Genomic DNA, 24,362 nt, shown 5'->3' with positions numbered 1-24,362 from the left:
CATCAGGCCTTGCCTGGTGCTTTCGACTTGGGTGCCGCGCGCTTTGCCGGCGCCTTGCGCAGCGGGGCCTTGGCCTTGGCTGCCGTGCCTGCTTCTGCCGGCTTGGCGGATTTGCCGGCCGCCGGCTTGGCCGCCGCTCCAGCCGCTCCACCGCCAAAACTGGCAGCATCGGGCGACATCGCTGTCGACACGGCCTGCTTGAACTGATCTTGTAACAAATTCCACCAGGCACTTGGATTGGCCAGCTGGGCTGCCGCCTGGCTGCCGGCATCGTTGGGCGCCGCTGCGGCCGGTTCGGGCGCGGGTGCGGGCGCAGGCGCCGGTTTCGGTTCAGGCGCTGGCGCCGCTTGCTGGAAAAACGCGGAAGCGTAGGGCACGGATTCAAACACGGATTTCTCGCTGGCGCCGGGCTGGGTGATGGCCGCCGCCAGGGACGCGCCCATCGATTTCAGGGTGGCGATGGTGCCGCGCTGCACTTCCAGTGCCTGGATACTGCCGCGCAGCATGCTGGTATTGAGGTTCAGCCAGGCTTCGACGGCTTTCAAGTCATTGATTTTCTTGTCCAGCTCTTCCACCGACATGGTGGGCGCCGTGATGCCGGGCACGCCCATGCCGGGCACGCTCATGCTGCCCCACAGGTTCTTGACGAAGTCGAGGGTGTCGGTCACAACTGCTGCGCCCGGCATTTGGGGCATTTGCGGGTTTGCCATGCGAAATCTCCTGGTAGGTGGATGTGCCTAGCGTAGCAGATATCAGCTTGCTACTGACGCAAAGCCGCCAACATTTTCTTACATAAAACAGTAGGAGTTGAGCACGGGCAAGAAGCAGGAAGTGGGGGGAAGGCGGTACACTACGGCCTATGATGCCTGACTCCTTCTTTTCACCACCGCGCCGCCGCACCGTCATTTTTGTCGCGATCATCGGCGCACTGCACTACGTGGCACTGGAATGGCTCACCTCGCGTGCCAGCATGGTGCCGCTGGGGCAGGATCATGCGCAGGTGGTCAGCATGGCGCTGATCGCCGAGCCACCCAAGCCCGTGCCGGTGGCGCCGCCTCCGCCGCCGCCGAAGCTGCAGCCCTTGCCCGAGCCCCGCTTGCCGCCGCCGCCGCCGACGACGGAACTGCCGTCGAGCGAAGCGCCGCAGTTGACTGCGCCCGCCAGCGACGTGCCGGAAGGACCTGCCACGACCGAGCCTGCCGCCGTGGCTGTCCCGGTCATCACGGCGCCCGCACCGGCTGTGGCGGCCGCGCCCGTGCCGGCCAGCGCGCCGCCGCCACCGCCCGTCGAGCAGGCGCGGCGCTACAAGACGAATGCGCCTGCCTCGGCCCAGTTCGACCTGCACGTGGACCGGCGCGATGCGGACGGCACCAAGTGGCAGGGCGTGGCCGCCATGGCGTGGGACAACCGCGGCGACACGTACCAGCTGAAACTGGAAGTGGGCTTGAGCATGCTGATCACGCGCATCAATCTGCTGGTGCTGACCAGCGAGGGCCTGATCGATGACGGCAGCATCGTGCCCGTCACGGCCACGGAAAAACGCAAGGGCCGCGCGCAAACGGCCACGCATTTCAACCGCGACGCCAAGGCCATCACGTTTTCGGCCACGACGGCTACAGTGCCATGGCAGGAGGGGACGCAAGACAAGGCCACCGTGCCATTCCAGCTGGCCGCCATCGGCCGCGCGGACGTCAACCAGCTGGCGGGCAATATCGATATCCTCGTCGGCGAGGAAAAGGAAGCGACCGTCTTCCGTTTCCAGCTGGTGGGCGAGGAGGAACTGGAGACCAAGATGGGCCGCCTGGTAACCTGGCATTTGCGCCGGCCGCCGAAGCCCGGCACGTATTCGTCGCAGCTCGATATCTGGCTGGCGCCGTCCATGCAATGGTATCCGGTACAAATACGCAATACCGAAGCGAACGGGGCGCTGACCACGCAAACCGTGACCCAAATTCGCGTCAATGACGCTACAGGAAAATAGATGACTACTTTGATAAATTTGAAGCGCGTTCTGATCGCCAGTCTGCTGGCCGCCACCCTGAGTCCCGCCATGGCGGCGGACGAGCCCGTGGACCACCCCGTCATCAAGCGCCCGTACAAGCTGGCGCCGTCGGCCGACCTCGTGTATTCGATCAAGGCCAGGCAGCGCGGCATTGCGCTGTCCGGCGAATCGGTCAGCAACTGGCGCGCCGGCGATGGCAAGTACTCGCTGCTGGCTGAAACCAAGGCCGCCCTGTTCGGCAAGATCCTCGAGCAGCGCAGCGAAGGCGCGATCGACGATTTCGGCCTGGCGCCGGCCCAGTTCGTGGAAAAACGTTTCCGCAAGGAAGCGGCCACGACCACCTTCAAGCGCGACAGCAAGACCATCGTCTTCAGCGAAGGCGACGACAGCTATCCGCTGAAAGGCGGCGAGCAGGACCGCAACAGCACCGTCTGGCAACTGGTCAGCATAGCGCGCGCCGCGCCCGAGAAATTTACGCCCGGTTCGGAATGGAGCTTCTTCGTTGCCGGCCGCCGCGACGCCGAGCCATGGACCTTCAAGGTCGTCAAGCAGGAGACCGTCGCCACCGGCCAGGGTCTGGTGGAGGCCGTGCACCTGACCAAGGCGCCGCCGCCGGACAAGAAAGGCCAGCAAGTGGACCTGTGGCTGGCGCCGTCGCTGGAATGGTATCCCGTGAAGGTGACGTTCGCCGATGAAGACGGTGATTACGTGGAGCAAACCTTGCAAAAGATTATCCAGAAGTAAGTGCTTGCTAATAACCCCGATGCAGAAACCGGGGGCGGACCCTGAGGGTCCGACCCCGGCCCTTCGCCGTTGGGGTTTCCCTCAATACAACACTCGGCGACCTGACTGCCCGCTGGCTGCCCTCCCACGCGCTAAATTGCATGTCAGAACTGATATACTGACGCCCCCGCCCCGCAGCGCTGCGTTAGCCCGCTGCGCCGCCCGCTGAACACTCATCCGGAAAAGAATGATTGATATAATGGCAAGTGCAGCCGTGGCTACGGATGCAAATCAGACAGAGCAAGAGCATCACGATTCCTTGCAGGCGCATTTCCAGCCCAATATTTCGGCCGATGAAATCGAGCAAGTTTTTCACTTGAAGCGGGCGCAGCCCCTGCTGCAAGTATTTACGGCTCTGTTTCACGGCGGTTTCGATGGCGTGCTGGTGCGTCTGCTCGTGTTGCGCGAACTGGCGTCCGATGCGGCCACGTCCGCCTATACGCGCGCCGATATCAATACGAAACTGGCCTATCTGTTGCCGGAAAGTCTGGAAACGGTCTTGCTGCGCCTGCGCTCGAATCAGTTGCTGGCCTGGGATGCGCAGCAGGGCGTGTACCGCGTCACGCCGATGGCGCGCAACGTGCTGTCCGCCATCGACAGCTTGCTGGGCTTGGGCCAGACGGAAGACGAAGCGGAAATGGGCTTTTTGCTGTCGCAGGTGGCGGGCGCGCAAGCCGTCGGCGGCGTATCGGTTGAACAACTCCAGCATTTGCTGGGGCGCCTGGTGGACTTGACGGAGGAATTCTCCGACGCCATTGCTTCCGGTTCCGAATTCCGGCTGCGCACGGCGCAGGCAAAGTGGAACATGGCGTGCGACTGGGTCGAGAAGGGTTCCGAGATTCTCGTGGCCATCACGTCCGATGAAAACGCGGACAGCGCCACGCACAAGGCGGCGCAGGCGATCGGCCGCGCGCAAAGTAAATTGCTCAACATGCAAGGCATGTTTTCGCGCGCACTGAACCAGATCGAGCGCCAACGCGTGCACCTGGGCCAGTCCGGCCTGTCGACCACGGACATCAAGCGCTGGTTGCTGCTGCATGACGACCTGGCCAGCCTGGCCGAAGGCGCCATCGATCAGCCCGTCGTGCCGCTGTTCTCCACGCCGGCCGAGATGATCGACGTTGCCGAAACGGAACTGCTGTCCGAACGGGCGGCAGGCATTACCAACACGGGCCTGCCCAGCGGAGAGGATGCGCCCACCACCATCAGCGACGGACCCGCCATGCAGCTTGAACTCGATGACCTGTTGGACCGCCTGTCGAACTTCGCCAGCCTGGGCAATTTCCCCAGCATCGGCGAAGAGGGGCCGAAATCGGTGCCCGTGCAGGACTCGCTGCTGCCTGCCAGCTTTGCCGTCGCGTCGTACCGCGCCTCGATGCTGCCGCTGCTGGGCGACGTGTCCGAAGCGAGCTTGCAAGGCTCGACGGCCGAACTGGCCCGCCTGCCGATTACCTTTACACCGACCGACGAGATGGTCCAACTGACCGACCCCCACGTGGCGGCCATGTCGATCGCCTCGCTTTCACTGAATGTTTCACTTGATTTAGATAGCGGCACCGCCGATGAATGACGATTCCCAAATCCTGATTGCGCGCCTGCTCACGCATCAAACCCTGCGCCGCGACGACAAGCTCGTCAAGCGCGTGCTGTCCGACGAGCTGTTCCGCGCCGAGATCGATGCGCGCCTGCTGGCCTGCGGCTTGAAGCTGCTCGACAACGTGTATGCCGACCACGTGACGTTGGCACTGACGCGCACCATCGAGCCGAAGATCTTCGGCGCGCGCGACGTGTGGCAAAACAATAATTTCGGCCTGGCGCGCGATGGCGTGGCCTTGCTGGTGGTGCTGTGGGCGCAGATCATCCTGCCCAAGCGCGAACGCCAGGAAACGCACCAGCACGCGGACGACGACCAGAACGATATGTTCGGCACGGAAAAGCCGCTGCCCCGCGCGGAAGATGCGTCGATCGGCATTTCCTACAAGGCGCTGCTGTCGGACTTCGGCGACAAGCTGGGCAAGAAGACGCGCATGGACATGAACCTGGGCACCCTGGCCAAGCTGGGCTTCATCGAGCGGCGCGGCGATTTCATTCTGGAAGGTCCGTTGCTGGACCTGATGATGGATACGGACGTCTTGAAAGAGCGCATCATCAACGGCGCCCTGGCCGACGTATTCAAGCGGGCGCCGGCGCGCCTGGTGGCCGTCGACCTCGATGCTGACTTGTCCGCTGATTTGTCCGCCGACATCGGCGACCTGCCTGACGCCGGCGACGAGCCCGCGTCCGACCTTCCTCACTGAAAGCGCCCATGTTTCATATCAAATCACTTGAACTGGTGCACTGGGATTACTGGCAGCGCATCAAGAATATTCCGCTCGACGCGAAGATCATCACCATCGCGGGCCAGAACGGTTCGGGCAAGACCACCTTGCTCGACGCCTTGCGCACCTTGTTCGGCCTCGACTGCTCGATGGGCCGCACGTATAAACACTATGCGCGCCACTCGGGCCAGCAGACGGCCTGGCTGCGCGCCGTGGTCGACAACAAGAACGTGGGCAAGCAGCTGTCGAACCGCCCGTTCCGCAGTTCCGGCTTCTTCAGCGACGATGAAGTGACCCTGTTTTGCCAGATCCAGAAAAATGGCGGCGACTGGAAGCGTCAGTATCTGATGCGTCCGGGCAATGTGCAGATCGAAGACATCACGGATGCCAACGACTGGCTCGGCGTGGAAAACTACCGCAAGCGCCTGGCCAATGCTGGCCTGTCGCCGGCCATGTCGAAAGTGCTGGCGCTGGAGCAGGGCGAGACGGACAAATTGTGCGAATATGCGCCGCGCCAGCTGCTCGATCTGGTCTTCCAGGTGTTTGGCGACAAGGAAGTGCTGGACGCCTACGACGAAGCCAAGCGCCATCAGCGCGACACGGAAGTAGAGCTGAAACGTTTCGAGACGGAACTGGAAGCGTCGAAAACCAACCTGGAAGGCTTGCGCCTGCGCGTGGCCAATTACCACCAGTGGGAAGGGCTGCATAAAGAGCGCCGCAACCTGCTGGAAGAAGTACTGCCCAGCCTGCAATACCACGAGGCGCGCGAAAAAGCGGCCATCGCCAGCCGGCAGTTGCGCGATGCGCGCAAGCCGATGGCCCAAGCGGACCAGCAGCTGACCGATAAACGCAATGCGCTGGCCGCGCAAGCGAAGGCCCTGTCCGACGCGCAGATGAACGAGACCCTGCTGGAGCAGGAATCGATCGGCCTGCAGAGCCGCTTGTCACTGATCAATGCCAAGCTGAAACCGCTGGACAGCCTGCTGGAACAGAAGGATCGCCTGCAGAAGCTGGCCGCCGATTCGGGCAGCGACATCGCCGAAGTGGCAGCCCAGCTGGAACAGAAGGAAGCGGAACTGCTGCGCCAGCGCCAGCAGCGCGACGCCCTGTCGGCGCGCATCGCGGGCGAGCAGGCGACGATTGCAGCATTGCAAGGCAAGACGGCCATGCCGGAGCCGGACAATGTGCGCGGCATGCGCCGCGCGCTGCGCGACGCAGGCATTCCCCACGCGATGCTGTCGGACATCGTCGAAGTGACGGACAGCCGCTGGCAGGGCGCCGTCGAAGGCGTGCTGGGCGGTTACGCCTCGGTCGTCTTGCTCGACAAGGCCAAGGATGCGGCCGCCGCTTACCGTCTGGCCGAGAAGGAACGCTACCGCCACTTCATCGTGCCCGACCTGGTCACGGCGCCCGTGGCGAAAGACGAGAGCTTGCTGGCCGTGGTGAAATTTTCCGCGCCCGTACCCAGCTGGCTGATCGAGCAGCTGTCGCGCATTTCGCGCGTCGATTCCGTCGAAGCAGGCTTTAAATTGGGCAACCACGAAGAGTGGATCACGCCCGAGGCCTACCACCGCGAACGCCGCGGCGGACGCTCGCTGTTCGTCGAAGCATCGCGCTACCGCTTCGGCCAGGCTGGCCGCAGCGGCCGTCTGGAAGCGCTGCTGCGCTCCTTGCCGGGCCTGGAAGGCCAGGAAGACACGCTCACCCTGGCGATCTCGAAGCTGGCGGCGGAAGTGGGTGCCTTGAAAGCGCGCATCGCCGGCGTCGACGCGGCCAAGGAACTGAGTGCACGCCAGGAAGAATTCGCCGAAGCGCTGCGCAATTCGAAGCCGCTCAAGGAAGAGCGCCTGGAAGTGGGCGGCCGCCTGGGCGAGCTGCAGAACCTGACGAAGAACGCCACCGTGGCGCGCACGCGTGCCGATACGGTGTGGCAAAACGCGCGCCTGGCCTTGTCGGAAGCGGAAGCCGGTTCGCGCCTCGGCTACAAGAAGCAGATAGAACAGCGCGCCGAGCATGCGCGTGCTTTGCTGGCCCTGCGCCATGCGTGGCGCCACTTGCCGAAAAGCTGGCGTCGTCCCGCGCGCCGCGCGGCGCTCGTGGCCGAACACCAGAATGCGCACCAGGTCGATTTGCGCGTGGCCAGCCTGCAAAACAGCCTGGCGCGCGACGACTGGGAACTGGACGCGACCGTCATCGACCAGCATCACCGCCTGTCGGATCAGCTGCACGGCCGCCAGTCGGAAACGGACGAGCGCCGCTACCAGAACAACCGCGCTATCGAAGCGACGGGCAATGCCCGCGGCGCCTACATGGAGCGCTTGCGCTACACCATCAAGACTTACAGCAAGAACATCAAGGAGCTGGGCGAACTGGCCGGCATCGAAGTCCATGCCGACCCCGTGCGCCTGGAGAACGACGACGTGCAACTGTCGCAGGCGGGCTTGCACGTGCGCTTCAAGTTCGACGGCAAGGGCGTCATCGGCATGAACGATGGCGAAGCGTCGGGCGGCCAGCAGGTGATGAAGTCGCTGGTATTGTTGATCGGCCTGCTGAAATCGGAAGACGGTTCCGGCGGCTTCGTCTTCATCGACGAACCGTTTGCCCATTTGGATATCCGCAACATTCAGCTGGTCGGCGAATTCCTGAAGAATACGGAAGCGCAATACCTGATGACGACGCCGTTGACGCACAACACGGACGTCTACGATCCGTCGGAGCTCACTTTGATCACCAGCAAGAAGAAAAAGGATACCCAATGGGCGCAACCGATTTTCGTGTTGCAGCGCCGGGTCGATCCGGCACCGGGCAAGGTGGTGTGATGATCATGCGCAAGCTTGTTCTGGCCACGGCCCTGTCGCTGGCATTGGCAGCCACGGCCGTGGCCAACGACGGCATCGGTTCCGTCAGCGCGGGCGGCATCCTGTTCGGCAAGACGGATGCCGTGGCCATGAAAAAGGAAGTGCTCAGCGTGAGCACGGACTTGATCAAGGTCGAGTACGAGTTCCTCAACGAGTCGGCCAAGGATGTGGAAGAGACCATCTTCTTCCCGCTGCCCGAATACTCGTCCGGCTACCATGGCTCGCCTACGTATTACGGCCAGCCGCAGCAGTTCACCGTCGACGTCGATGGCAAGCGCAAGGACTATCAAACGACCTTCGTCGCCAAGCTCGACGCCGAGGACGTGACGGCCCGCTTGCGCCAGCTGGGTCTGTCGGATGCGCAAATTGCCTATTTCCCCTCGCACACGCCGTTCGACAAGAAGGTGGCGCCGCTGACGGCCGCGCAGAGCAAGATCATGATCCGCGAAGGCTTGCTGGCCCAGCTGTATGACGAAGAATGGGTGCCGGCCTGGACCGTCAAAGTCATCTACCTGTGGCAGCAGAAATTCTCCGCCGGCAAAGTCGTGCGCGTGCGCCATCAATATGCGCCGTTCGTCGCGGCCGGTCCGGGGGCGTCTTACCTGGGCGATGGCGATACATTTGAAAAGAAATACTGCGGCGACAAGGCCTTCTACAAGACGTGGAACCGCCTGGCGGCCAAGCAGGGCGAAAGCGGCTTCGTCAATGCTGTCTGGGTGTCGTACATTCTGACGACCGGCAACACGTGGAAGAATGGCATCGAAGACTTTACCTTGAACCTGATCAAGGGCAAGCCGGACGAGCTGGTCAGCCTGTGCTTCCCCGGCACGTTCACGAAAATCAACCCCACCACCTTGCAAGTCAAGCTGCGCAACTTCCATCCGAAGCAGGATCTCGACGTGTACTTCGGCAATGTCGAAAGCGCGGGCGACCACGACGGCGTGGCGCCACGGATCCGGCCGTAAGCGCGTGAGCACGCAGGAAGCACTGGCCGCGCGCCTGCGCGCCATCGCCCGCGCCACGCCGTGGTGCATGCAAGCCCTGCACGCCGTGGCGCAGCTGGGCTTGCCCCACTGCTGCATCGGTGCCGGCGCCGTGCGCAACCTCGTGTGGGACGCCTTGCACGGCTACGCGCAACCGTCGGCATTGAGCGACATCGACGTGGCGTATTTCGATGCGCACGATGTGCATCCGGAAAGTGAAACGCAGTTGCGCCAGCGCCTGGAAACCGTGCTGCCCGGCGTGCCGTGGGAAGTGTGCAACCAGGCCCGGGTGCACCTGTGGTTTGAAGATTACTTTGGCTACGCCGTGCCACCGCTGTTGTCGCTCGACGACGCCATCGCTTCCTGGCCCGAGTTTGCCACTTCGGTTGGCATCCATCTGCAGCCTGACGGCGAGATCGGCATCATCGCGCCGCATGGCCTCGATGAGCTGTTCGCCATGGTGGTGCGGCGCAACCCCGTGCGCATCAGCGAAGACGGCTATGCGCAGCGCCTGGCCAGCAAAAATTATGCGGCGCGCTGGCCGCGCGTCACCGTCATCGCTTAAGAAATACTGGCGTAAAAGCAATTAAATGCACTGTGGATACAGATTGCCTATAATTGGCAGCTATCTAATAGTGTTTTCCTGATCTCATGTCCCTGTCCCTGTCCATTTCCATGCCGCTGCGTCGCCTCGGCCGTTTGTTCTGCCTTTCCTCCGCCCTCGTGGCACCCGCCGCCTGGGCCGACAGCTACAGCGATTTCCAGCAAGCAAGCGGCCAGCTGGAAGCGCTGATGGCCAAGGCCACGCCGCAAAGCGGCTTGCCGCGCCTGGGCGACCCTGGCGTGGCGCAGCTGTTTGCCCATATCGCCGATGGCCCGCGTCTGTTCCGGGCGCCCGTCGCGGCGCTGCAGGACGTCAACCAGAGCGTGGCCCTGTGCGAACGGAGCACCAATCTGGGCAAGTCCTATTACCAATTTGGCCTCACGCGGCCGCTGCCGTTGTCCGGCGCCGAATTGCAGCAGGCGCGCAGGGAACAAGTGACGCAGAACCTGGCCGATTACGGCGATGAAATGGCCGCCTTGTTCGCCTTTGGCATGCATTGCCATGCGCATTTGATTGGCTTGATGGAAAAGGAGTTCAGCAGCCAGCCCATGCAGGAAGTGAGCAGTGCAGAGCGTATGCGCGCCCGCGCCTTCAGCAAGGGATCGAGCACCATGTTTGTGAACGTGGTGCAGTTCGTGCAAGTGCCGTTCTGGAACGTGGCGCAAAAGAAGCGGATGCTGGAAGCGGCGGCGCAGCACGCCGCGGCGAATGCCAATTTGATGGCGCCGCCCTTGCGCGAGCGTTTGCTGACCAGCCTGGCCGATGCGGACAAGGATCTCGATCCTGCCCTGGCGCCGGCGCTGGCGGCGATACGCCTGGCGCTGTCGGTGACGACGTGTACTGGCCTGTGCCAGTACTATTGACTGATGTGACTTACTCGGATGCCTGCAGTGGCTTGTTGCGCTGGCGCCAGCGCACGAGGCCCCACGCATACACGGCGTAGTAGCCGACGACGAGGCCGTAGGCGGCCATGGTCAGCGGACTCTGGCCGAATGGCGGCGGCGGTACGGGCACGTCCAGGCGCGTGTTCAGGTAGATTTCCATGCCGCGGTACAGCAGACGGGCGATGAACAGCATCGTGACGGCCAGGCCCAGGTAGCGGTGCTGGGTAAAGAAAAAGTCTTTGCCGACCTGTTCGAAGCGCGTCAGCTTCAAGCCCAGCACGCCGAGCCAGCCACCGGCCAGCGCGCCTGCGCCCAGGCTGGACAGGGGCAACAGCTCGAATTTCGTCGTCGTCGCCAGGAACAGCAGCAGCGCGGGAAAGACGATCGCCACGCTCCAGTGGCGCCACAGCTGCGACTTCTGGCGCGCCACCAGTTTCTTCAAGCGCGAATAAATGCGCCAGACCAGCAGCGGGACCAGGAACAGCAGGGCGAGGGTAGTGGTTTCCATGTAGACATTCGGGTGCGGGTAAAACAGCGATTGTAAGCCAGATGGGGACGGGCGGCGATGCTTGTCAAACAGCAAAAGTTGCTGGTTGACATTTACATGGCATGAACGCACTATGCCCTGTCACATCATGCTTTGGCCGCGGACGCGAGGCCGGCAGGCAAATATGGGCAGCGGCGCGCATCTCGTGGTATGGTCTTCCTTTGCCCGCAGGGAGGCCAGCCATGTCAGTCATCCATACCCACCGCGCGCCCGACCCGGCGCCCGTCGATGAACCCATGCCGGCGCCGGAGCCGCAGGAAGCGCCCGGGCGCCAGCCGGGGCCCGTGCATCCTGTGCCGCAGGACGATCCCGTGCCGCACCCGCACCCCAGTTAATCTCGTCAAGAAAGGCTGTTTTAGATGGCAATTGTCAAGGAAGTCTACACACGCAAAGTCAGCGGAGAATCGTTCGACTATGAACTCGATTACACCCAGGGCGCGGACGTGGCCTGGATTGCGCGCGTGTACCACGACGGCGTGCTGAAAGGCTCGCCGCACGGCGCGCTGACGGCCAACGTACTGTCCGGTCCCGCACTGGAACAGTACCTGCGCGCCTACGTCGAAGGCATGATCGAGCGGGGGCTCGACGTGGCTGAGTAAGCTGTTTGCAGTATTGATGAAAAAGGGCGCCGAGGCGCCCTTTGTTTTTTGCTGATGCTGTGTTTGAGACCTTGGCCAACAATGTTGTCGGATTAGCGGGGCAACGCCCCGCGTAATCCGACAACAGCGTTGGCACCCGGGCCGCTGTCCACGGCCAATCTAATCAAACGCCCACGTATACAACACGTCCAGCGCATTGTTCGTGCCCGTCTGGAATTGCAGGGTGATGCGGCGGTTCAGTTTGTAGCGCAGCTTGACCAGGCTCGTCGCCGTGCTCGTGCCTTGCTCGAACGTCAGGTAGGCGCGCGAGGATAGCCGTTTGCCGACGGTGACGACCGTGCTTTCCAGCCCCTTCGCCTGTGACAGTCCCACTTCGTCGAGGCCCAGCGAATTGGCCAGCTTGCCTTGCAAGCCGCCGCCGGAGCCGCCGAAGAGGGCGCCGGCCGCCGTCGTCAGGAGGGCCATTTCATCGCCGGCCGCCGTTTCCGCGCCGTGGCCGAGGATCAGCCAGGCCAGCTTGTCGCTGTCCGACACGCTCGGCGTGGACACCAGCTTGGCCGTCGGCGCCTGGGCCGTACCGCGCACTTCCACGCCCGCTTCCACGTTCGTTTCCGACAAGGCTTCGCCTTCGGGACGCTTGCGCACGGCCAGGATATTCAGCGACGGGTTGTCGTAGGCACCCGTGAAGGCGATCAAGCCCCGCTCGATCGACAGCTTCTGCCCGTAGGCCGCGTACTGGCCGCTGGTGACCTTGATGCTGCCCGTCACGCGCGGCGCGGCGCGGTTGATGACACGCGCGCGCACATTGCCCGCCAGATCCGCGTCGATGCCCATGCCGCGCAAGTGGAAGGCATTGCCCAGGTCGAACTCGAGGTCGATATTCAGGGGCAGCGACGGTGCTTCCTTGCTGCCCTTGACTTCCTTGCCCAGCACCACCACGTCGCTGCTTTGCGTCGGCGTGTCTTGCGGCGCCAGTTCGATCAGCGCGCGGTTGGCCTTGAACTTGCCCTCGAAGCTGAAACGCTTGTCGTTGCGCACCAGGGTGCTGTTGCCCGACAGGACCAGGGTACGGTCGGGGCGGGACAGCGCCTGCAGGCGGTCGGCCAGCAGTTTCAGTTCCAGGCTTGCCTCGCCATTCGCAAAGCGTACCCAGCCATCTGCCTGCACCTTGCCATCGCCGCCGTCAAAGCTCAGGCGCTGCAGTTGCAGTTGATCGCCGGCCAGCTTGGCTTGCAGCACGCCATTGCGCAATTTCAAGCCCTGGTCGGCCCAGTTGACGAGCAGCTTGCTGCCGTTGATGTCGCCATTCAATTGCGGCGCGCCGATGGTGCCGCTGCCGGACAGGGCCACCTTCAGGGCGCCGCCCAGCTCCAGGCCAGGCTGGCCCGTCAGTGGCGCCAGCCACGCCAGCGAATCGATATTGGTGGTGCCCGTCAGCGAGAGGGCGCTGTCGTTGCTGATGCGCCCGCCCAGCATTTGCACGGTGGCATTGATGTCGCTCTGGCCCGCGCGCGCGCCGTCGAGTTTCACGGCCAGGCGCAGCTGCTGGTTGGCCACGTCCACTCGCGCATCGAGCGTGCGCAAGCCCAGCGCCAGCGGCTGTTCCACGCCCACCGTCACGTCGCCTTTTTCGCGGTAGATGTGCAGCATGCCGGCCAAAGAGGGATCTTTTTGCTTGACCGTCGGCACCTGCATGTCGAGCGACCATTGCGCGCCCAGGGTCAGGTCGCTGCGCGCATTGGCTTGCAGCGCAGGGACCACTTGCGCCAGATACGTCAGCGCCACGCCGGCCGCCTGGCCGGAACTGGTCCAGCGGGGACCGTTCTTGACGAGGCTTTGCATGGTGATGCTGCCTGCCGGCAGTTTGATGACGGTGTTGCCCACGCTGATCTGTTCCGGTTGGCCCAGGCCCGCCACGCCGCTGCCGGCAGGGCCTGCCACTTTCACGGGCACGGGCGCTTGCAGCACGAGCGCATAGCGGCCCTTGTTTTGCAGGCTGTCGATGGTGCCCGTCCAGCTGGCGCCGCTCTGGCTGCCGCGCACTTGCACGGTGGCGTCGAAATCGTCATTGCGCGCCGCCAGGCTCACCGTATGGCTGCCGCGTGTGCCCGTCGTGCCCAGGCGGGCGCTGGCCAGCTTGAAGGTGGGCGTGCTGTAGCCCGTGATTTCCAGGCTGCTGACCATGGGGTCGAGCGCTCCCTGGCCGGCGCCCACGCTGGCGCTGCCTTTCACGGCTTTTAATTGCTGGTCGCCAAAGAAGGTCAGGTCCTTGCCATCCAGGGTCAGCTGGGCTGCGGGCGCGTCCATCCTGCCCGAGACGGAACCGGCCGCATGCAGCACGCCGGCAAAGCGGGGGCCCAAAGTCGACAGTTGCGGCGCATCGAGTTTCCACGTCAGCTGGTCCGTGGCGCCGCCGAGCGCGCCCTTGGCCAGCAGGCTGTTCGGTCCCAGGCGCAATTCCGTATCCACGCTGTCGATGCGCTTGGCATTGGCCGACAGCTTGGCGTAGCCGGCCAGCGGTGCGTTTTGCAAGGTCGATTCGCGCAGGGCCAGGTTGAGGGCCACTTGCCAGTCGCTCGTCAAGCGGCCGCTGCCGTTGAAATCCGCATTGACATTGCCGTTCGGCAGCGATGCGCCAAACACGGCCGGGTTGATCTTTTGCAGGGAGCCCGTCATTTTCAATTCCGCTTGCTGCTTGGCTCCCGTCAAGCCTACTTCGCCGCTGGCGTGGATGGCGCTGTCGGGCGCAGGGCGCTTGCCGCTGGTTAGGCCCAGGCCCTTCGCATCGGCAACAAAGCTCGTGCGCGGCTGCTGCATGGTGCCCTGCACCACGCCGCTGGCCAGCACCGTGCCCAGCAAGTCGCCTTGCAGGGCGGACAGCTGGCGCGCATCGACGTTCCAGTTGAGTTTTTCGCCAGCGCCGCCAAAGTTGCCCTTGGCTGCCACGTTGTTTTTGCCCAGTGCCAATTGCACGTCGATGCCGCTGAAATGGGCCGCGTCGGCCGTCAGCTTGCCCTTGCCGGACAGGGGTTGGTCGAGCAGCTTGCTGGGGCGCACGGTGAAGTCCGCATTCGCCAGCCATGTTGGTGCCACGTGGCCATTCGCGCGCACGTCGAGGTTCAGGTCGGCTACAGGGAAGGCGCCGAAGTCGGCGGGATTGAGACGGCTGGTGCTGGCCACGGCCTTGAACGGCTGCTCATCCTTCAGGCTGATCTGACCCGTCGCATTCACGCTGCTTTTGCCCGCTTGCAAGGTCGCCTTGCGCAATTGCACGAGCGAGTCGGCCAGGGTCGCTTCCACGTCCAGGCGCAGCTTGGCTTCGCCGAGTTTGGCACGCAGGGTCTGCGTCTTGCCGTCGCTGTCGAGCACGATGTCGCCGACGATCTTCGTGCTGTTGATGCTGCTGTAAATATGCTGCAAGTCGATCTTGTCCGTGTGCAAGGTCAATTGCGCATTGCCGATGGGCGCGTCGGCCGCGTCGCGGTTAAGCTTGCCGCTACCGGTGAATTTGCCCGCGTTGCCGAAATCGATGATGGCCGACTCCAGGGTCGTGGCCGTCAGGGTGCCGCCCAGGCGCGCCTCGAACTGGCGCAGCGGCAGCTTTTGCTGGTCGATGGGGCCCGGCGTGGCGTGGTTGAGGATGGCCAGCTTGCCCGACACGGTTTGTGCATTGGGCCGCGTGTCGATGGCGGCGTCGAGTTCCAGGCTCAGGTCCGCCTGCGGCAAGGTGGCGTCGAACTTGCCCGGATTGATGTTGCGGCCACGGATGCTGGCCGAGCGCAGGATGATGACGGGATCGAACGGCGCCAGCGCCAGTCGGGCGTCGGCCGTGGCCGCACCCGCGTTGCCCTTAGCTGTCACGTTCAGCACGTTCAAGTCGCCGCCCAGCTGCAAGGCGAGGGCAGCCGGTTTTTCGCCGGCGGCGGGGTTGAGCTGCGTCAAGCCGGCCTTGCCCGACAGTTTGAACGGCTGCGTGGCGGCTATCGTCGCGCTGGCCGTGGCCTGGCCGAACGGCGTCAGGGCCGAGGCGTCTTCCAGCTGCCATTGCGACTTGTCGCCCGACAGGGTGAAATGGATTTTTTCAAACACCGTGTTGCCACCCGGGCTGACCAGGGTCACCTTGTCCAGGCGCGCGTCGGCAATGCCGATCCTGAACGGCGCGGCCAGGCTGGTGGGCATGGTCGACGGTTCTTCGGACGGCGCCGTGCTTTCCACGGACAGGCTGGCCACATGCAGTTCGCTGATGGCAATGCCTTCCGAAAAGAACTGGAACGGCGACCAGTTGATGTCGATATTGTCGGCCGTGATGTGCTGCGTCTTGCTGCGGTAGCTGACGCGGCCCAGGTGCATGCGGTTGTACAGCGAGCCGGAGACGCCCGACACTTCGATCTCGCCGCCGCTGGCGCTGGCCACTTTTTGCACCAGCATCTGCAAGGTCGATTCGCGGCCCAGGAACCAGAAGGCGCCGCCCAGCAGCACGGCCAGGCTGGCGACGGCGATCAGTACGTAGCGCATCGCCCGACGCGGTTTTTTGGCCGGCGGCGGAGGGACGGCGCCGGGGGATTCGGTAGTCATATCGGACATCAGAAAGTGAATCCCAGAGAGAAGTGCAAACGGTAGGCGTGGACGGCGTGGCCATATGCCACGTCGACATTGATGGGACCGACGGGGCTCTTGTAGCGCCCGCCCAGGCCGTAGCCCGATTTCGGCGTCATGGCCTCTTTCACGGTGTCGGCCGCGTTGCCGGCGTCATAGAAGGCGGCGATGGCCCACTTCGGCTTGAACCAGTACTGGTATTCGGCGCTGCCGGTGAGCATGTAGCGCCCGCCGACGGTGGCGTCGCCTTCTTTGACGCCCAGTTCCTGGTAGGCATAGCCGCGCACCGACTGGTCGCCGCCCGCGCGGAACAGGTAGACGGCCGGCACGCCGCGTTTTTCCTTCGAGCCCAGCGCGCCCATTTCGCCGCGCACGATCAGCTCGCCCTTTTCACCGAGCGGACGGTAATACACGGCCTTGCCGGCCACGCGCACGAAGCGTTCGTCCGTCAGCACGGGCAGCAGGGCGCCACCCACCTGGGCGTTGATGACGTAGCCCTTGGTGGGGAACAGCAGGCTGTCGAGGCTGCGCTTGGTGATGGCATAGGTCAGCGGCAAGCTCTTGCTGCGCGTCTGTTCCAGGCCCACGATGGTTTTGTTTTCGCTGAGGAACTCGAACGTCAGGCTGCGCTCGAGGTTGGTGCCGCCCCAGTTGCGCTTGGCCGAGATGGTCGTCACAGCCGTGATTTCATTGGAAATGTCGCTGCGCTCGAACGAAGCGCCCGCGCTGTCGTTGTAGCCACGCTCGGTCGTTGGAAAGTAAAAATTGGCGTGCGCCGCCTGTTTCTTCGTTTCCATCGTGAGGGCGCTCTTGAAGCGCGTGCCCCACACATTCAGGTTGTCATAGTTGAGCTGTGCGCGATTGCCCGTGTTCGTACTGAAACCGAGACCGGCGCTGACGTTCTGCTGCTTGTTTTCCGTCACGCGCACGACCAGCGGCAGCTGCGGTGCGGGACCGCGGTTGGCAGGCTTGGCCTCGGGCGTGGCGCCGGCGGCATCGGCTTGCTGGCTTTCCTGGCCCGCCTCGATCTGCTCGCTGAGGATGCTGCTCATGTCGGCGCTCACTTCCACGCTGGCAAAGTAGCCCGTGTCCTGCAGGCGCGCCTGGAACGATTGCAGCGCCGATTCGCTGTAGTAATCGCCCGGACGGATCTTGTCGAGGTTGCGGATGATGCTGGCGTCGTAGCGCTTCAAGCCTTCGATGCGCAGCTCGCCGAAGCGCAGCTCGGGGCCGCTGTCGAGCACCACCAGCAGCGAGACCTTGTGCGTTTCCGGGTCGACCACGGCTTGCGTGTCGACCAGCTGGGCGCGCGGGTAGCGCGTCTGCACCACTTCGCGCAGCAGCGCGCGCTTGGCCGCTTCCCAATCGGACTGGCGAAACACGCTGCCCGTCTTCAGGGCCCAGCTGCGCTTCAGGGCTTCCGTATCGTAAGGCTCGCTGGCGGCCAGCGGCGGCGTGGGATCGAAGCCGCGCAATTCCAGCTCGACCTTGTCGATGGTCGCGGGCTGGCCCGGGTCGACGTCGACGATGACGACGGGCTTGGCGCCCGTCGTATCGACGCGCACCGTGACGACGGGCGTATAGTAGCCGGCCGTGGCGATGAGGTTTTTGGCTTCCTCGGGCGTAGCGCGTACGAGGCGCCGCAATTGCTCGCGGTCCATGCGCGGGTTGCCGCGGAAGCGTTCCAGGTCCAGGTTTTTTTCGAGCAACTCATCGAGGTCGCCGGGCGCGTTGACCTTGACCTCGTACTGCAGCGGGGTCGGCGCCGCTTCGGTGGCGCTGGCGCTCTCTGGAGCAGCATCTTGCGTGGCCTCCTGTGCGGCGGCATGGGCGGCAGGAAACAGCAATACGACACCACCGGCCGCCGCCAGTGTCAGTTGCCCCATTACTTTTGCCACTACTTGTGCCAAAATTCGTGGTCGTATCGCCTTGCCGGCAGCCGTATGCCGTATGGGTCGTGCAGAAAACATGGTGCTCCAGATAAGTAAATGCTGACTGCATGTTACCGGAATAGGTAAACTGATGGCGGACGAATAAGTATTTTTTGCGCAGGGAATCATGTTTTTCCGCGCACTATTGGACAGAATAAAACTGAAAAGAAAGAAATTATGCTAGCAACGGACTCCGCACTGGTGCTCTTTAGCGGTGGGCAAGATTCCACCACCTGCCTGGCCTGGGCCTTGAAACACTATAGCCGCGTGGAAACCATCGGCTTTGATTATGGCCAGCGCCACGCGATCGAGCTGACCGTGCGCCCAGGCGTACTGGAACAGATGCGCCAGCAGTCGCCCGAGTGGGACAGCCGCCTGGGCCAGGATCACATGATCGACCTGTCGCTCATTTCCGCCATTTCCGATACGGCCATGACGCAGAACGTCGAGATCGTCATGCAGGAAAACGGCTTGCCAAACACCTTTGTTCCTGGCCGCAACTTGCTGTTCATGACCGTGGCCGCCACCGTGGCCTACCGCCGCGGCTTGACGGTGCTAGTGGGCGGCATGTGCGAGACGGATTTCTCCGGCTACCCGGATTGCCGCGACGATACGATGAAGGCGCTGCAAGTGGCCCTGAACCTGGGCATGAACACGCGCTTGAAGCTGGAAACGCCGCTGATGTGGCTGGACAAGGCGCAAAGCTGGGACCTGGCGGAAGACCTCGGCGGCCAGCCGCTGGTCGACCTGATCCGCAGTGGCACGCATACGTGCTACCTGGGCGAACGTGGCGAGCTGCACGACTGGGGTTATGGCTGCGGCACTTGCCCCGCCTGCGCCCTGCGCGCGAATGGCTACCAGCAATACGCTGCGAGAAAAGCCCTGAAGTAACAGGTTGCGCCGTTTCTTCAAGCGGCGCGGCGGGGAGGCCAGCCATGCTGTGGTTTTTGCCACAGGAGCGTCTTGCCATGAAATCCCTCTTTGCCGCGCTGTACGGCCCCGTGTTCTGGGCCGGCTTCATCGGCGCCGCCGCTTGCCTGATCGCGGCGTGCCACTACTCCCTCTGGGCCTTGCCGCCCTTGCTGCTGCTGGCCCTGCTCACTTCCTTTCTTGCCGAACGCTATCTGCCGTATGACGGCGCGTGGAACGACGGTCACGGCGACGGCTGGCGCGATACGCTGCATGCGCTCGTCAATGAAGCGCTCTACTTGCTGGGCCTGGCGGCCTTTCCCCTGCTGGCCGGGCACCTGGCGCTGGGTCCATTCTGGCCAGTCCAGTTGCCGTTCTGGGCGCAGCTGCTGCTGGCAATCCTGATTGCCGACTGCGGCATCACGCTCGTGCATTACCTGAGCCACCGCTATTATTTTTTGTGGAAATTGCATGCCGTGCACCACAGCGTGCAGCGCATGTACGGTTTCAACGGCTGGATGAAACATCCGCTGCATCTGCTGCTCGAAGCGGCGGGCGGCATGCTGCCCTTGCTGCTGCTGGGCATACCGGAGAAGGTCATGGCCGTGCTGGCGTTTGCCGTGGCGATCCAGCTGTTGCTGCAGCACGCGAATGTCGACATGCGCATGGGGCCGCTGCGCCACGTATTCGCCTGGGCGCCCTTGCACCGTTTTCACCACATGAAGTACGGCACGGCCGGCGACGTGAATTTCGGCTTGTTCTTTACGTGCTGGGACCGCCTATTGGGCACGGCCTTCGACGCGCCCGGCTACCGCATGCGGGGTGAAGACCTGGGCATCGGCAGCCGTCCCGATTATCCCGTCGCCTATGGACCGCAACTGCTGGAACCGTTCCGCTCGGAAGAGGGCGTGCGCGCGCCCGAGCTGCCGGCCGGCTTGCAGCAGGCGCTCAATCGTGCCGTCAATCGAGCAGCTTGACGTCGAGCTGGCGCAAGCTGCGGTCGGCGCGTACGCCGAACAGGCTGCGCATGGTGCGCGAAAAATGCGCGGCATCGGCAAAGCCGGCACCGTGGGCCGCCTGCGTCAGGGTACTGCCGAGCAATATAAAACGGATGGCCAGGCGCAAGCGGCGCCACAGCACCAGGCGCCGCACGGGCAAGCCCAGCTGGGCGCTGAACAGGCGCTCCAGCTGGCTCAGCGACAAATGCGCGGCCTCGGCCACGGCGGCGGCGCTGACCTTGCCGGACAGCAGCGCATCGACCTTGTCCAGCGCCCGCAGCAGACGGGGATCGGACAAGCGCTCGCGCGGCTGCGCCTGCAGCGCGGCGGCCAGGCTGTCGAGGCTGGGTACGCCGGCGCTGGCGGCCGCCGCCAGCAGGGCCGCGCCACCCAGGCGCTGCGGCTCCGCATAGATGGTCAGCATGGGGTCCGGCGCGGCGATGATGGCGTGCGGGCGCAGGCTGTCGACCAGCAAGTACCGCGCCGTGTGGACGATGCCGTCGAGCTCGGCCGTGAAAGGCGCTCGCGTGCTCAGCATCAGCTGGTGCGCATAATGGGCGTGACTGTCCGTGGCGCCCGCTGCGCCATGCAAGATGGCAAAGTCCGGCGCCAGCCAGAGTGTTCCCTGCCAGCTATCTTGCTGCAAACGCGGCTCCTCGGTGATGGATTGCGGGGCGATCATACCAGTGTCGGGCGATGGTTTTCATGGCATCGAATTTTCCTGGAGTACACATCATTGCGTTCACGAAATATGTGCTCTTTTTAATACAATATTCAGCATTGCAAGGGCGCCCGCTGTAACGTACTATCATTCTCATCGACTACCGATGGTAGTTGTACAGCCCGCTGCCAGCCATGTTGCTGGCCGTGAAATGGTTTGATGTCCGTCCTGCCTGTCAGCCTGTCATGTCTACACGCGCGTCTTCGTCGTGGTTTGCCAAGCCAGTGTCGCACTGGGTGGGACCGCGCGCGTTGGCCGCGCTGGTGCTGGCGCTGTGTCTGGGGTTGACGTATGGCGCCTGGCGCAATGCCCATGATGCCAGCGAACAGCAGGTGCAGGCCGATTTCGATTTCCGCGTGCGCGAACTGGTGGGCAACATCGCCGGCCGCATGCAGACCTATATCCAGGTGCTGCACGGGGTGCAGGGACTGTATGCCAGTTCGCAGGAAGTCACGCGCCGCGAATTCCATGCCTATCTGTCGGTGCAGCAGGTGGACCGTCACTTTCCCGGCATCCACGGCATCGGCTTCCTGCCGCTGTTGCCCGGCGCCGCCCTGGCGCGGCACGAGGCCAGCGTGCGCGCGGAAGGCTATCCTGGCTATGCCGTGCGTCCGCACGGCCAGCGTGCCTGGCATGCGCCCATCACCTATCTGGAACCTTTAATCGACAGCAACTTGCTGGCCTTCGGCTATGACCTCTGGTCCGAACCCGTGCGCCGCGCCGCGCTCGAGCAGGCGCGCGATACGGGGCGGGCCGCCATGACGGGCAAGATTCACCTGGTGCAAGATAGCGGCAGCGCCCAGGCGCATGGCTTCCTCGTCGTGCTGCCCGTGTATGACAACGGCATGCTGCATGCGAGCGTGGAACAGCGGCGCGCCGCCTTGCGCGCCTGGGTGTTTGCGCCGTTCCGCATGGGCGACCTGATGGCGGGCGTGGGCGGCGAGGCGGCGCGCCAGCTGGACCTGGAAATCTATGACGGCGCGCAACTGGCCGAGGCGGTCCTGATGTACGACAGCTTGCCGGGCGGCTTTTCATCTGCCGCGTCGGACAGCCGCGTGTCGCGGCAAGTCATCACCGTCGCCGGCCGCCCCTGGACCTTGCGCGTGCGCGCCATGCCGGGCTTCGATGGCGAGCTGCTGGCGCGGCCCCGTCTGGTGGCCTGGACGGGGGGGCTGGCCAGCATCGTGCTGGCGCTGGCCGCCTGGCTGCTGGCGGCGGGCCGCGCCCGCGCCCAGGCGGCGCTGGCGCGCTCGAGCGAGCTGACCGGCCAGCTGGAGCAGGGGCAGGCGAGCGTGCTGGCGATGGCCGAGGCGGCGCAGCGCAGCCAGGCCATGCTGCGCAGCATCCTCGATTCGACCATCGACGGCATTCTGGTCGACAACGTCAACGGCCGCATCTTCACGTCGAACCGGCGCTTCCGCGACCTGTGGCAAGTGCCCGACGCGCTCGACTGGCAAGCTGATGGCACGGCGCTCGTGCGCCATGTGGAAAGCCAGCTCGAGCAGGCGGCGCCTTTCCTCGGTGCACGCGCCCACGCGCCGCACGGCCACCGCGAGCGGCGTGACGTGCTGCATCTGCGCGATGGACGGGTGGTCGAACAATATGTGCGCAGCATGCAGCTGGGCAATGAGCAGGCGCGCTTGTGGACTTTCCGCGATATCAGCGAGCGTAGCCAGGTGGAACGGCGCGAGCACACGCGGCGGCAAGTGCTGGAAATGCTGGCCACGGGTGCGCCGCTGGAACGGGTGCTGGAAAGTGTGGTGCTGAGCGTGCAAGCCGACCATCCTGCCATGTTGTGCAGCATCTTGCTGCTCGACGAAAGCCGCCACCGCCTGGTGCTGGGCGCGGCGCCGAGCTTGCCCGCGTTTTTCAACCTGTCCAGCCATGGCCATGACCTCGACACCCTGCAGGGCGTGCATGGCATCGCCGCGCAAGCCGTGCGCGACGGCCAGCGCGTGATCGTCGGCGACCTGCATGCCGGTGCGCAGGAAACGATGGAACTGGCATGGCGGGCCCAGCTGCAATCGTGCTGGGCCGAGCCTGTGCGTGGCGGCTCGGGCAAGCTGCTCGGTGTGCTGATGGCGTATCACCGCCAGCCGACCCTGCCGGGCGCGGCCCATCTGGCGCGGCTGAGCGAGGCGGCGCACCTGGCCGGCATGGCCATCGAACAGGCGCAGGTGGCGCTGGCCCTGCGCGCCGGCGAAGCGCGTTTCCGCAGCCTGTACGACCATGCGCCCGTGGCCTTGTGGGAACAGGACTGGTCGGCCGTGCGCGCCGCGCTCGATGCTATCGAGCAAGCGGGCGTGCGCGACCTGGGCACCCACTTCCAGGCCAATCCGGATGCGCTGCGGCGGCTGGCGGGGCTGGTGCGCATCATCGACGCGAACGGCGCCGCGCTGGCGCAGGTGCGCGCCAACGAGGACGACCAGCGCCGCGGCGCGCTGAGCCTGGCGCAGAATTTCGACGATAGCGCCTTGCCTCATTTCGGCGCTGCGCTGCTGGCGCTGGCTGACGGCGCCCACCTGTACGAGTGCGAAAGCAGCTTCGTGCGTCTCGATGGCGCGGCGCGGCAAAATGAGTTGAGCTTGCTGGTGATGCCCGGCCATGCGGACAGCCTCGATTTCGTCATGGTGTCTTCGCTCGATATCACGGAGCGCAAGCGCATGAACGCGGAACTGCTGCAGCTGGCCACCACGGATTTCCTGACCGGCTTGCCGAACCGGCGCCACTTCATGGCGTCGCTGGAAAACGAGCATGCCCGATTGCAGCGCGAACTGGCCAGCTGCGCCAGCGTGCTGATGCTCGACATCGATCATTTCAAGCGCGTCAACGACGAGTATGGCCATGCCGTGGGCGATGCCGTGCTGCGCCACCTGGGCGCGCTGATGTGCCAGGCGCTGCGCAAGGTCGACGTGCCGGGCCGCGTGGGCGGCGAGGAATTTGCCATCTTGTTGCCGGGCACGAATCTGAGCGCCGCCGCCGTGTTTGCCGAACGGCTGCGCCGGCGCGTGGCGGAAAGTTCGCTGACCATCGATGGCGGCACGGTGATCACCATCACGGTGAGCATCGGCATGGCCGCCATGGCCGGCACCGATGCCGATTGCGACGCCGTGCTGGCGCGCGCCGACGAGGCGCTGTACCGTGCCAAGCGGGGCGGACGCAACCGCATCGAACAGAATGATGGCGGCGGCGACGGCGTGCTCAGCAAGTTTATGGCGCAGTGATTACAGACTGTGCTGACGCGCTTGCGCCTGCTTGCGGTTGCGGCTGACGATCAGCCAGACGATGGCGACGGGTATCAGCAGCGGCAGCAGCACGGGCGTGCTCAGCGCGAGCGCCAGCACCACGCACAGGACCACGGCGGCGATCAGCACCACGCCCACGCCTGCCAGCACCACGCCTGCCACGATGGTGGCGCACACCACCGCAATGGCGGCGATCAGCAAGCCGCCGCCGGCAAACACGAGGCCGAACAGCCACTCGAGCGGACCGTCGACATCGTCGCCGTTGAACTGCATGTGCATGTCGCTGCCGCCGATCTTGTCGAGGAACAGGCAGGCGAGCATGACGAGGAGGACGAAGGTGAGCAGTTTTTTCATGGTGAGCCTCGCAGTGTGGGTGATGGGGTG

General features: G+C 64.3%; 19 protein-coding genes. 13 read left to right on the top strand and 6 right to left on the bottom strand.

What is annotated here, in order from left to right; genetic code table 11:
- Positions 1-2 precede the first annotated feature (2 nt).
- On the bottom strand, positions 3-710 hold the full coding sequence (locus ACQ4WO_RS20670; protein WP_436483054.1) for a PhaM family polyhydroxyalkanoate granule multifunctional regulatory protein: 708 nt from the start codon (positions 708-710) through the stop codon (positions 3-5).
- 149 nt (positions 711-859) lie between these two features.
- On the opposite strand from ACQ4WO_RS20670, the gene ACQ4WO_RS20665 reads away from it, so the two are divergent.
- The 8 genes from ACQ4WO_RS20665 to ACQ4WO_RS20630 all read left to right on the top strand — a co-directional run bounded on the left by ACQ4WO_RS20665 (position 860) and on the right by ACQ4WO_RS20630 (position 10,411).
- A complete protein-coding gene (locus ACQ4WO_RS20665; protein ID WP_436483053.1) occupies positions 860-1,981 on the top strand; it encodes a DUF3108 domain-containing protein in 1,122 nt (373 codons plus the stop codon).
- Positions 1,982-2,746, top strand: coding sequence for a DUF3108 domain-containing protein (locus ACQ4WO_RS20660; protein ID WP_436483052.1), 765 nt, complete (start codon positions 1,982-1,984; stop codon positions 2,744-2,746).
- A gap of 238 nt (positions 2,747-2,984) precedes the next feature.
- Entirely contained in the window at positions 2,985-4,355 is a 1,371-nt protein-coding gene (locus ACQ4WO_RS20655) for a hypothetical protein (RefSeq protein ID WP_436483183.1), read from the top strand.
- A complete protein-coding gene (locus ACQ4WO_RS20650; RefSeq protein WP_034753458.1) occupies positions 4,348-5,082 on the top strand; it encodes a hypothetical protein in 735 nt (244 codons plus the stop codon). The genes ACQ4WO_RS20655 and ACQ4WO_RS20650 overlap by 8 nt, the downstream gene beginning before the upstream one ends.
- A gap of 8 nt (positions 5,083-5,090) precedes the next feature.
- Positions 5,091-7,922 carry an ATP-binding protein gene (locus ACQ4WO_RS20645; RefSeq protein ID WP_436483051.1) on the top strand — a complete coding sequence of 944 codons (2,832 nt, stop codon included), beginning with the start codon at positions 5,091-5,093 and terminating at the stop codon, positions 7,920-7,922.
- A 5-nt stretch (positions 7,923-7,927) separates the two neighbouring features.
- Positions 7,928-8,926, top strand: coding sequence for a DUF4424 family protein (locus ACQ4WO_RS20640; RefSeq protein WP_436483050.1), 999 nt, complete (start codon positions 7,928-7,930; stop codon positions 8,924-8,926).
- A 4-nt stretch (positions 8,927-8,930) separates the two neighbouring features.
- Positions 8,931-9,509, top strand: coding sequence for a nucleotidyltransferase family protein (locus ACQ4WO_RS20635; protein ID WP_436483049.1), 579 nt, complete (start codon positions 8,931-8,933; stop codon positions 9,507-9,509).
- Positions 9,510-9,595: 86 nt separating this feature from the next.
- Positions 9,596-10,411, top strand: a complete 816-nt coding sequence (locus ACQ4WO_RS20630) for a hypothetical protein (protein WP_436483048.1) — start codon at positions 9,596-9,598, stop codon at positions 10,409-10,411.
- Positions 10,412-10,421: 10 nt separating this feature from the next.
- Here the strand turns inward: ACQ4WO_RS20630 and ACQ4WO_RS20625 are convergent, their stop codons facing one another.
- Entirely contained in the window at positions 10,422-10,940 is a 519-nt protein-coding gene (locus ACQ4WO_RS20625; protein WP_436483047.1) for a CcdC protein domain-containing protein, read from the bottom strand.
- Positions 10,941-11,161: 221 nt separating this feature from the next.
- Between ACQ4WO_RS20625 and ACQ4WO_RS20620 the strand changes: the two genes are divergently transcribed.
- Both ACQ4WO_RS20620 and ACQ4WO_RS20615 read left to right on the top strand, forming a co-directional pair.
- Positions 11,162-11,314 carry a hypothetical protein gene (locus ACQ4WO_RS20620; RefSeq protein ID WP_175444616.1) on the top strand — a complete coding sequence of 51 codons (153 nt, stop codon included), beginning with the start codon at positions 11,162-11,164 and terminating at the stop codon, positions 11,312-11,314.
- 24 nt (positions 11,315-11,338) lie between these two features.
- On the top strand, positions 11,339-11,578 hold the full coding sequence (locus ACQ4WO_RS20615) for a hypothetical protein (protein ID WP_034753464.1): 240 nt from the start codon (positions 11,339-11,341) through the stop codon (positions 11,576-11,578).
- 159 nt (positions 11,579-11,737) lie between these two features.
- Here the strand turns inward: ACQ4WO_RS20615 and ACQ4WO_RS20610 are convergent, their stop codons facing one another.
- Both ACQ4WO_RS20610 and ACQ4WO_RS20605 read right to left on the bottom strand, forming a co-directional pair.
- A complete protein-coding gene (locus ACQ4WO_RS20610) occupies positions 11,738-16,093 on the bottom strand; it encodes a translocation/assembly module TamB domain-containing protein (protein WP_436483046.1) in 4,356 nt (1,451 codons plus the stop codon).
- A gap of 68 nt (positions 16,094-16,161) precedes the next feature.
- Positions 16,162-18,060: an autotransporter assembly complex protein TamA gene (locus tag ACQ4WO_RS20605; protein WP_436483045.1), complete on the bottom strand. Its 1,899-nt coding sequence runs from the start codon at positions 18,058-18,060 to the stop codon at positions 16,162-16,164.
- A 222-nt stretch (positions 18,061-18,282) separates the two neighbouring features.
- Here ACQ4WO_RS20605 and queC point away from each other — a divergent pair, with 222 nt between their 5' ends.
- Both queC and ACQ4WO_RS20595 read left to right on the top strand, forming a co-directional pair.
- Positions 18,283-18,996, top strand: a complete 714-nt coding sequence (gene queC, locus ACQ4WO_RS20600; protein ID WP_101483693.1) for a 7-cyano-7-deazaguanine synthase QueC — start codon at positions 18,283-18,285, stop codon at positions 18,994-18,996.
- Between the two features lie 77 nt (positions 18,997-19,073).
- Entirely contained in the window at positions 19,074-19,991 is a 918-nt protein-coding gene (locus ACQ4WO_RS20595; protein WP_436483044.1) for a sterol desaturase family protein, read from the top strand.
- Here the strand turns inward: ACQ4WO_RS20595 and ACQ4WO_RS20590 are convergent.
- A complete protein-coding gene (locus ACQ4WO_RS20590) occupies positions 19,975-20,694 on the bottom strand; it encodes a helix-turn-helix domain-containing protein (protein ID WP_436483043.1) in 720 nt (239 codons plus the stop codon). The two genes, ACQ4WO_RS20595 and ACQ4WO_RS20590, sit on opposite strands and share 17 nt — an antisense overlap.
- 224 nt (positions 20,695-20,918) lie before the next feature.
- Here ACQ4WO_RS20590 and ACQ4WO_RS20585 point away from each other — a divergent pair, with 224 nt between their 5' ends.
- Positions 20,919-23,957 carry a sensor domain-containing diguanylate cyclase gene (locus tag ACQ4WO_RS20585; protein ID WP_436483042.1) on the top strand — a complete coding sequence of 1,013 codons (3,039 nt, stop codon included), beginning with the start codon at positions 20,919-20,921 and terminating at the stop codon, positions 23,955-23,957.
- On the opposite strand, the gene ACQ4WO_RS20580 is transcribed toward ACQ4WO_RS20585, so the two are convergent.
- Entirely contained in the window at positions 23,958-24,332 is a 375-nt protein-coding gene (locus tag ACQ4WO_RS20580) for a hypothetical protein (RefSeq protein ID WP_436483041.1), read from the bottom strand.
- Positions 24,333-24,362 lie beyond the last annotated feature (30 nt).

The organism is Janthinobacterium aestuarii (assembly GCF_051380835.1).
GTDB classification, from domain to species: Bacteria; Pseudomonadota; Gammaproteobacteria; order Burkholderiales; family Burkholderiaceae_D; genus Janthinobacterium; species Janthinobacterium aestuarii.
Note: the sequence above shows the minus strand (reverse complement) of the source record. Positions and strands in the feature narration are given on the sequence as shown.

Bases quoted from the DNA above. Each gene is read 5' to 3' on its own strand.
- ACQ4WO_RS20610 (WP_436483046.1), bottom strand. From the start codon at position 16,093: ATGCGCTACGTACTGATCGCCGTCGCCAGCCTGGCCGTGCTGCTGGGC.
- ACQ4WO_RS20585 (WP_436483042.1), top strand. From the start codon at position 20,919: ATGTCTACACGCGCGTCTTCGTCGTGGTTTGCCAAGCCAGTGTCGCAC.
- ACQ4WO_RS20625 (WP_436483047.1), bottom strand. From the start codon at position 10,940: ATGGAAACCACTACCCTCGCCCTGCTGTTCCTGGTCCCGCTGCTGGTC.
- queC (WP_101483693.1), top strand. From the start codon at position 18,283: ATGCTAGCAACGGACTCCGCACTGGTGCTCTTTAGCGGTGGGCAAGAT.
- ACQ4WO_RS20670 (WP_436483054.1), bottom strand. From the start codon at position 710: ATGGCAAACCCGCAAATGCCCCAAATGCCGGGCGCAGCAGTTGTGACC.
- ACQ4WO_RS20630 (WP_436483048.1), top strand. From the start codon at position 9,596: ATGTCCCTGTCCCTGTCCATTTCCATGCCGCTGCGTCGCCTCGGCCGT.
- ACQ4WO_RS20650 (WP_034753458.1), top strand. From the start codon at position 4,348: ATGAATGACGATTCCCAAATCCTGATTGCGCGCCTGCTCACGCATCAA.
- ACQ4WO_RS20590 (WP_436483043.1), bottom strand. From the start codon at position 20,694: ATGATCGCCCCGCAATCCATCACCGAGGAGCCGCGTTTGCAGCAAGAT.
- ACQ4WO_RS20645 (WP_436483051.1), top strand. From the start codon at position 5,091: ATGTTTCATATCAAATCACTTGAACTGGTGCACTGGGATTACTGGCAG.
- ACQ4WO_RS20660 (WP_436483052.1), top strand. From the start codon at position 1,982: ATGACTACTTTGATAAATTTGAAGCGCGTTCTGATCGCCAGTCTGCTG.
- ACQ4WO_RS20640 (WP_436483050.1), top strand. From the start codon at position 7,928: ATGCGCAAGCTTGTTCTGGCCACGGCCCTGTCGCTGGCATTGGCAGCC.
- ACQ4WO_RS20655 (WP_436483183.1), top strand. From the start codon at position 2,985: ATGGCAAGTGCAGCCGTGGCTACGGATGCAAATCAGACAGAGCAAGAG.
- ACQ4WO_RS20665 (WP_436483053.1), top strand. From the start codon at position 860: ATGATGCCTGACTCCTTCTTTTCACCACCGCGCCGCCGCACCGTCATT.
- ACQ4WO_RS20580 (WP_436483041.1), bottom strand. From the start codon at position 24,332: ATGAAAAAACTGCTCACCTTCGTCCTCCTCGTCATGCTCGCCTGCCTG.
- ACQ4WO_RS20620 (WP_175444616.1), top strand. From the start codon at position 11,162: ATGTCAGTCATCCATACCCACCGCGCGCCCGACCCGGCGCCCGTCGAT.
- ACQ4WO_RS20605 (WP_436483045.1), bottom strand. From the start codon at position 18,060: ATGGGGCAACTGACACTGGCGGCGGCCGGTGGTGTCGTATTGCTGTTT.
- ACQ4WO_RS20595 (WP_436483044.1), top strand. From the start codon at position 19,074: ATGAAATCCCTCTTTGCCGCGCTGTACGGCCCCGTGTTCTGGGCCGGC.
- ACQ4WO_RS20615 (WP_034753464.1), top strand. From the start codon at position 11,339: ATGGCAATTGTCAAGGAAGTCTACACACGCAAAGTCAGCGGAGAATCG.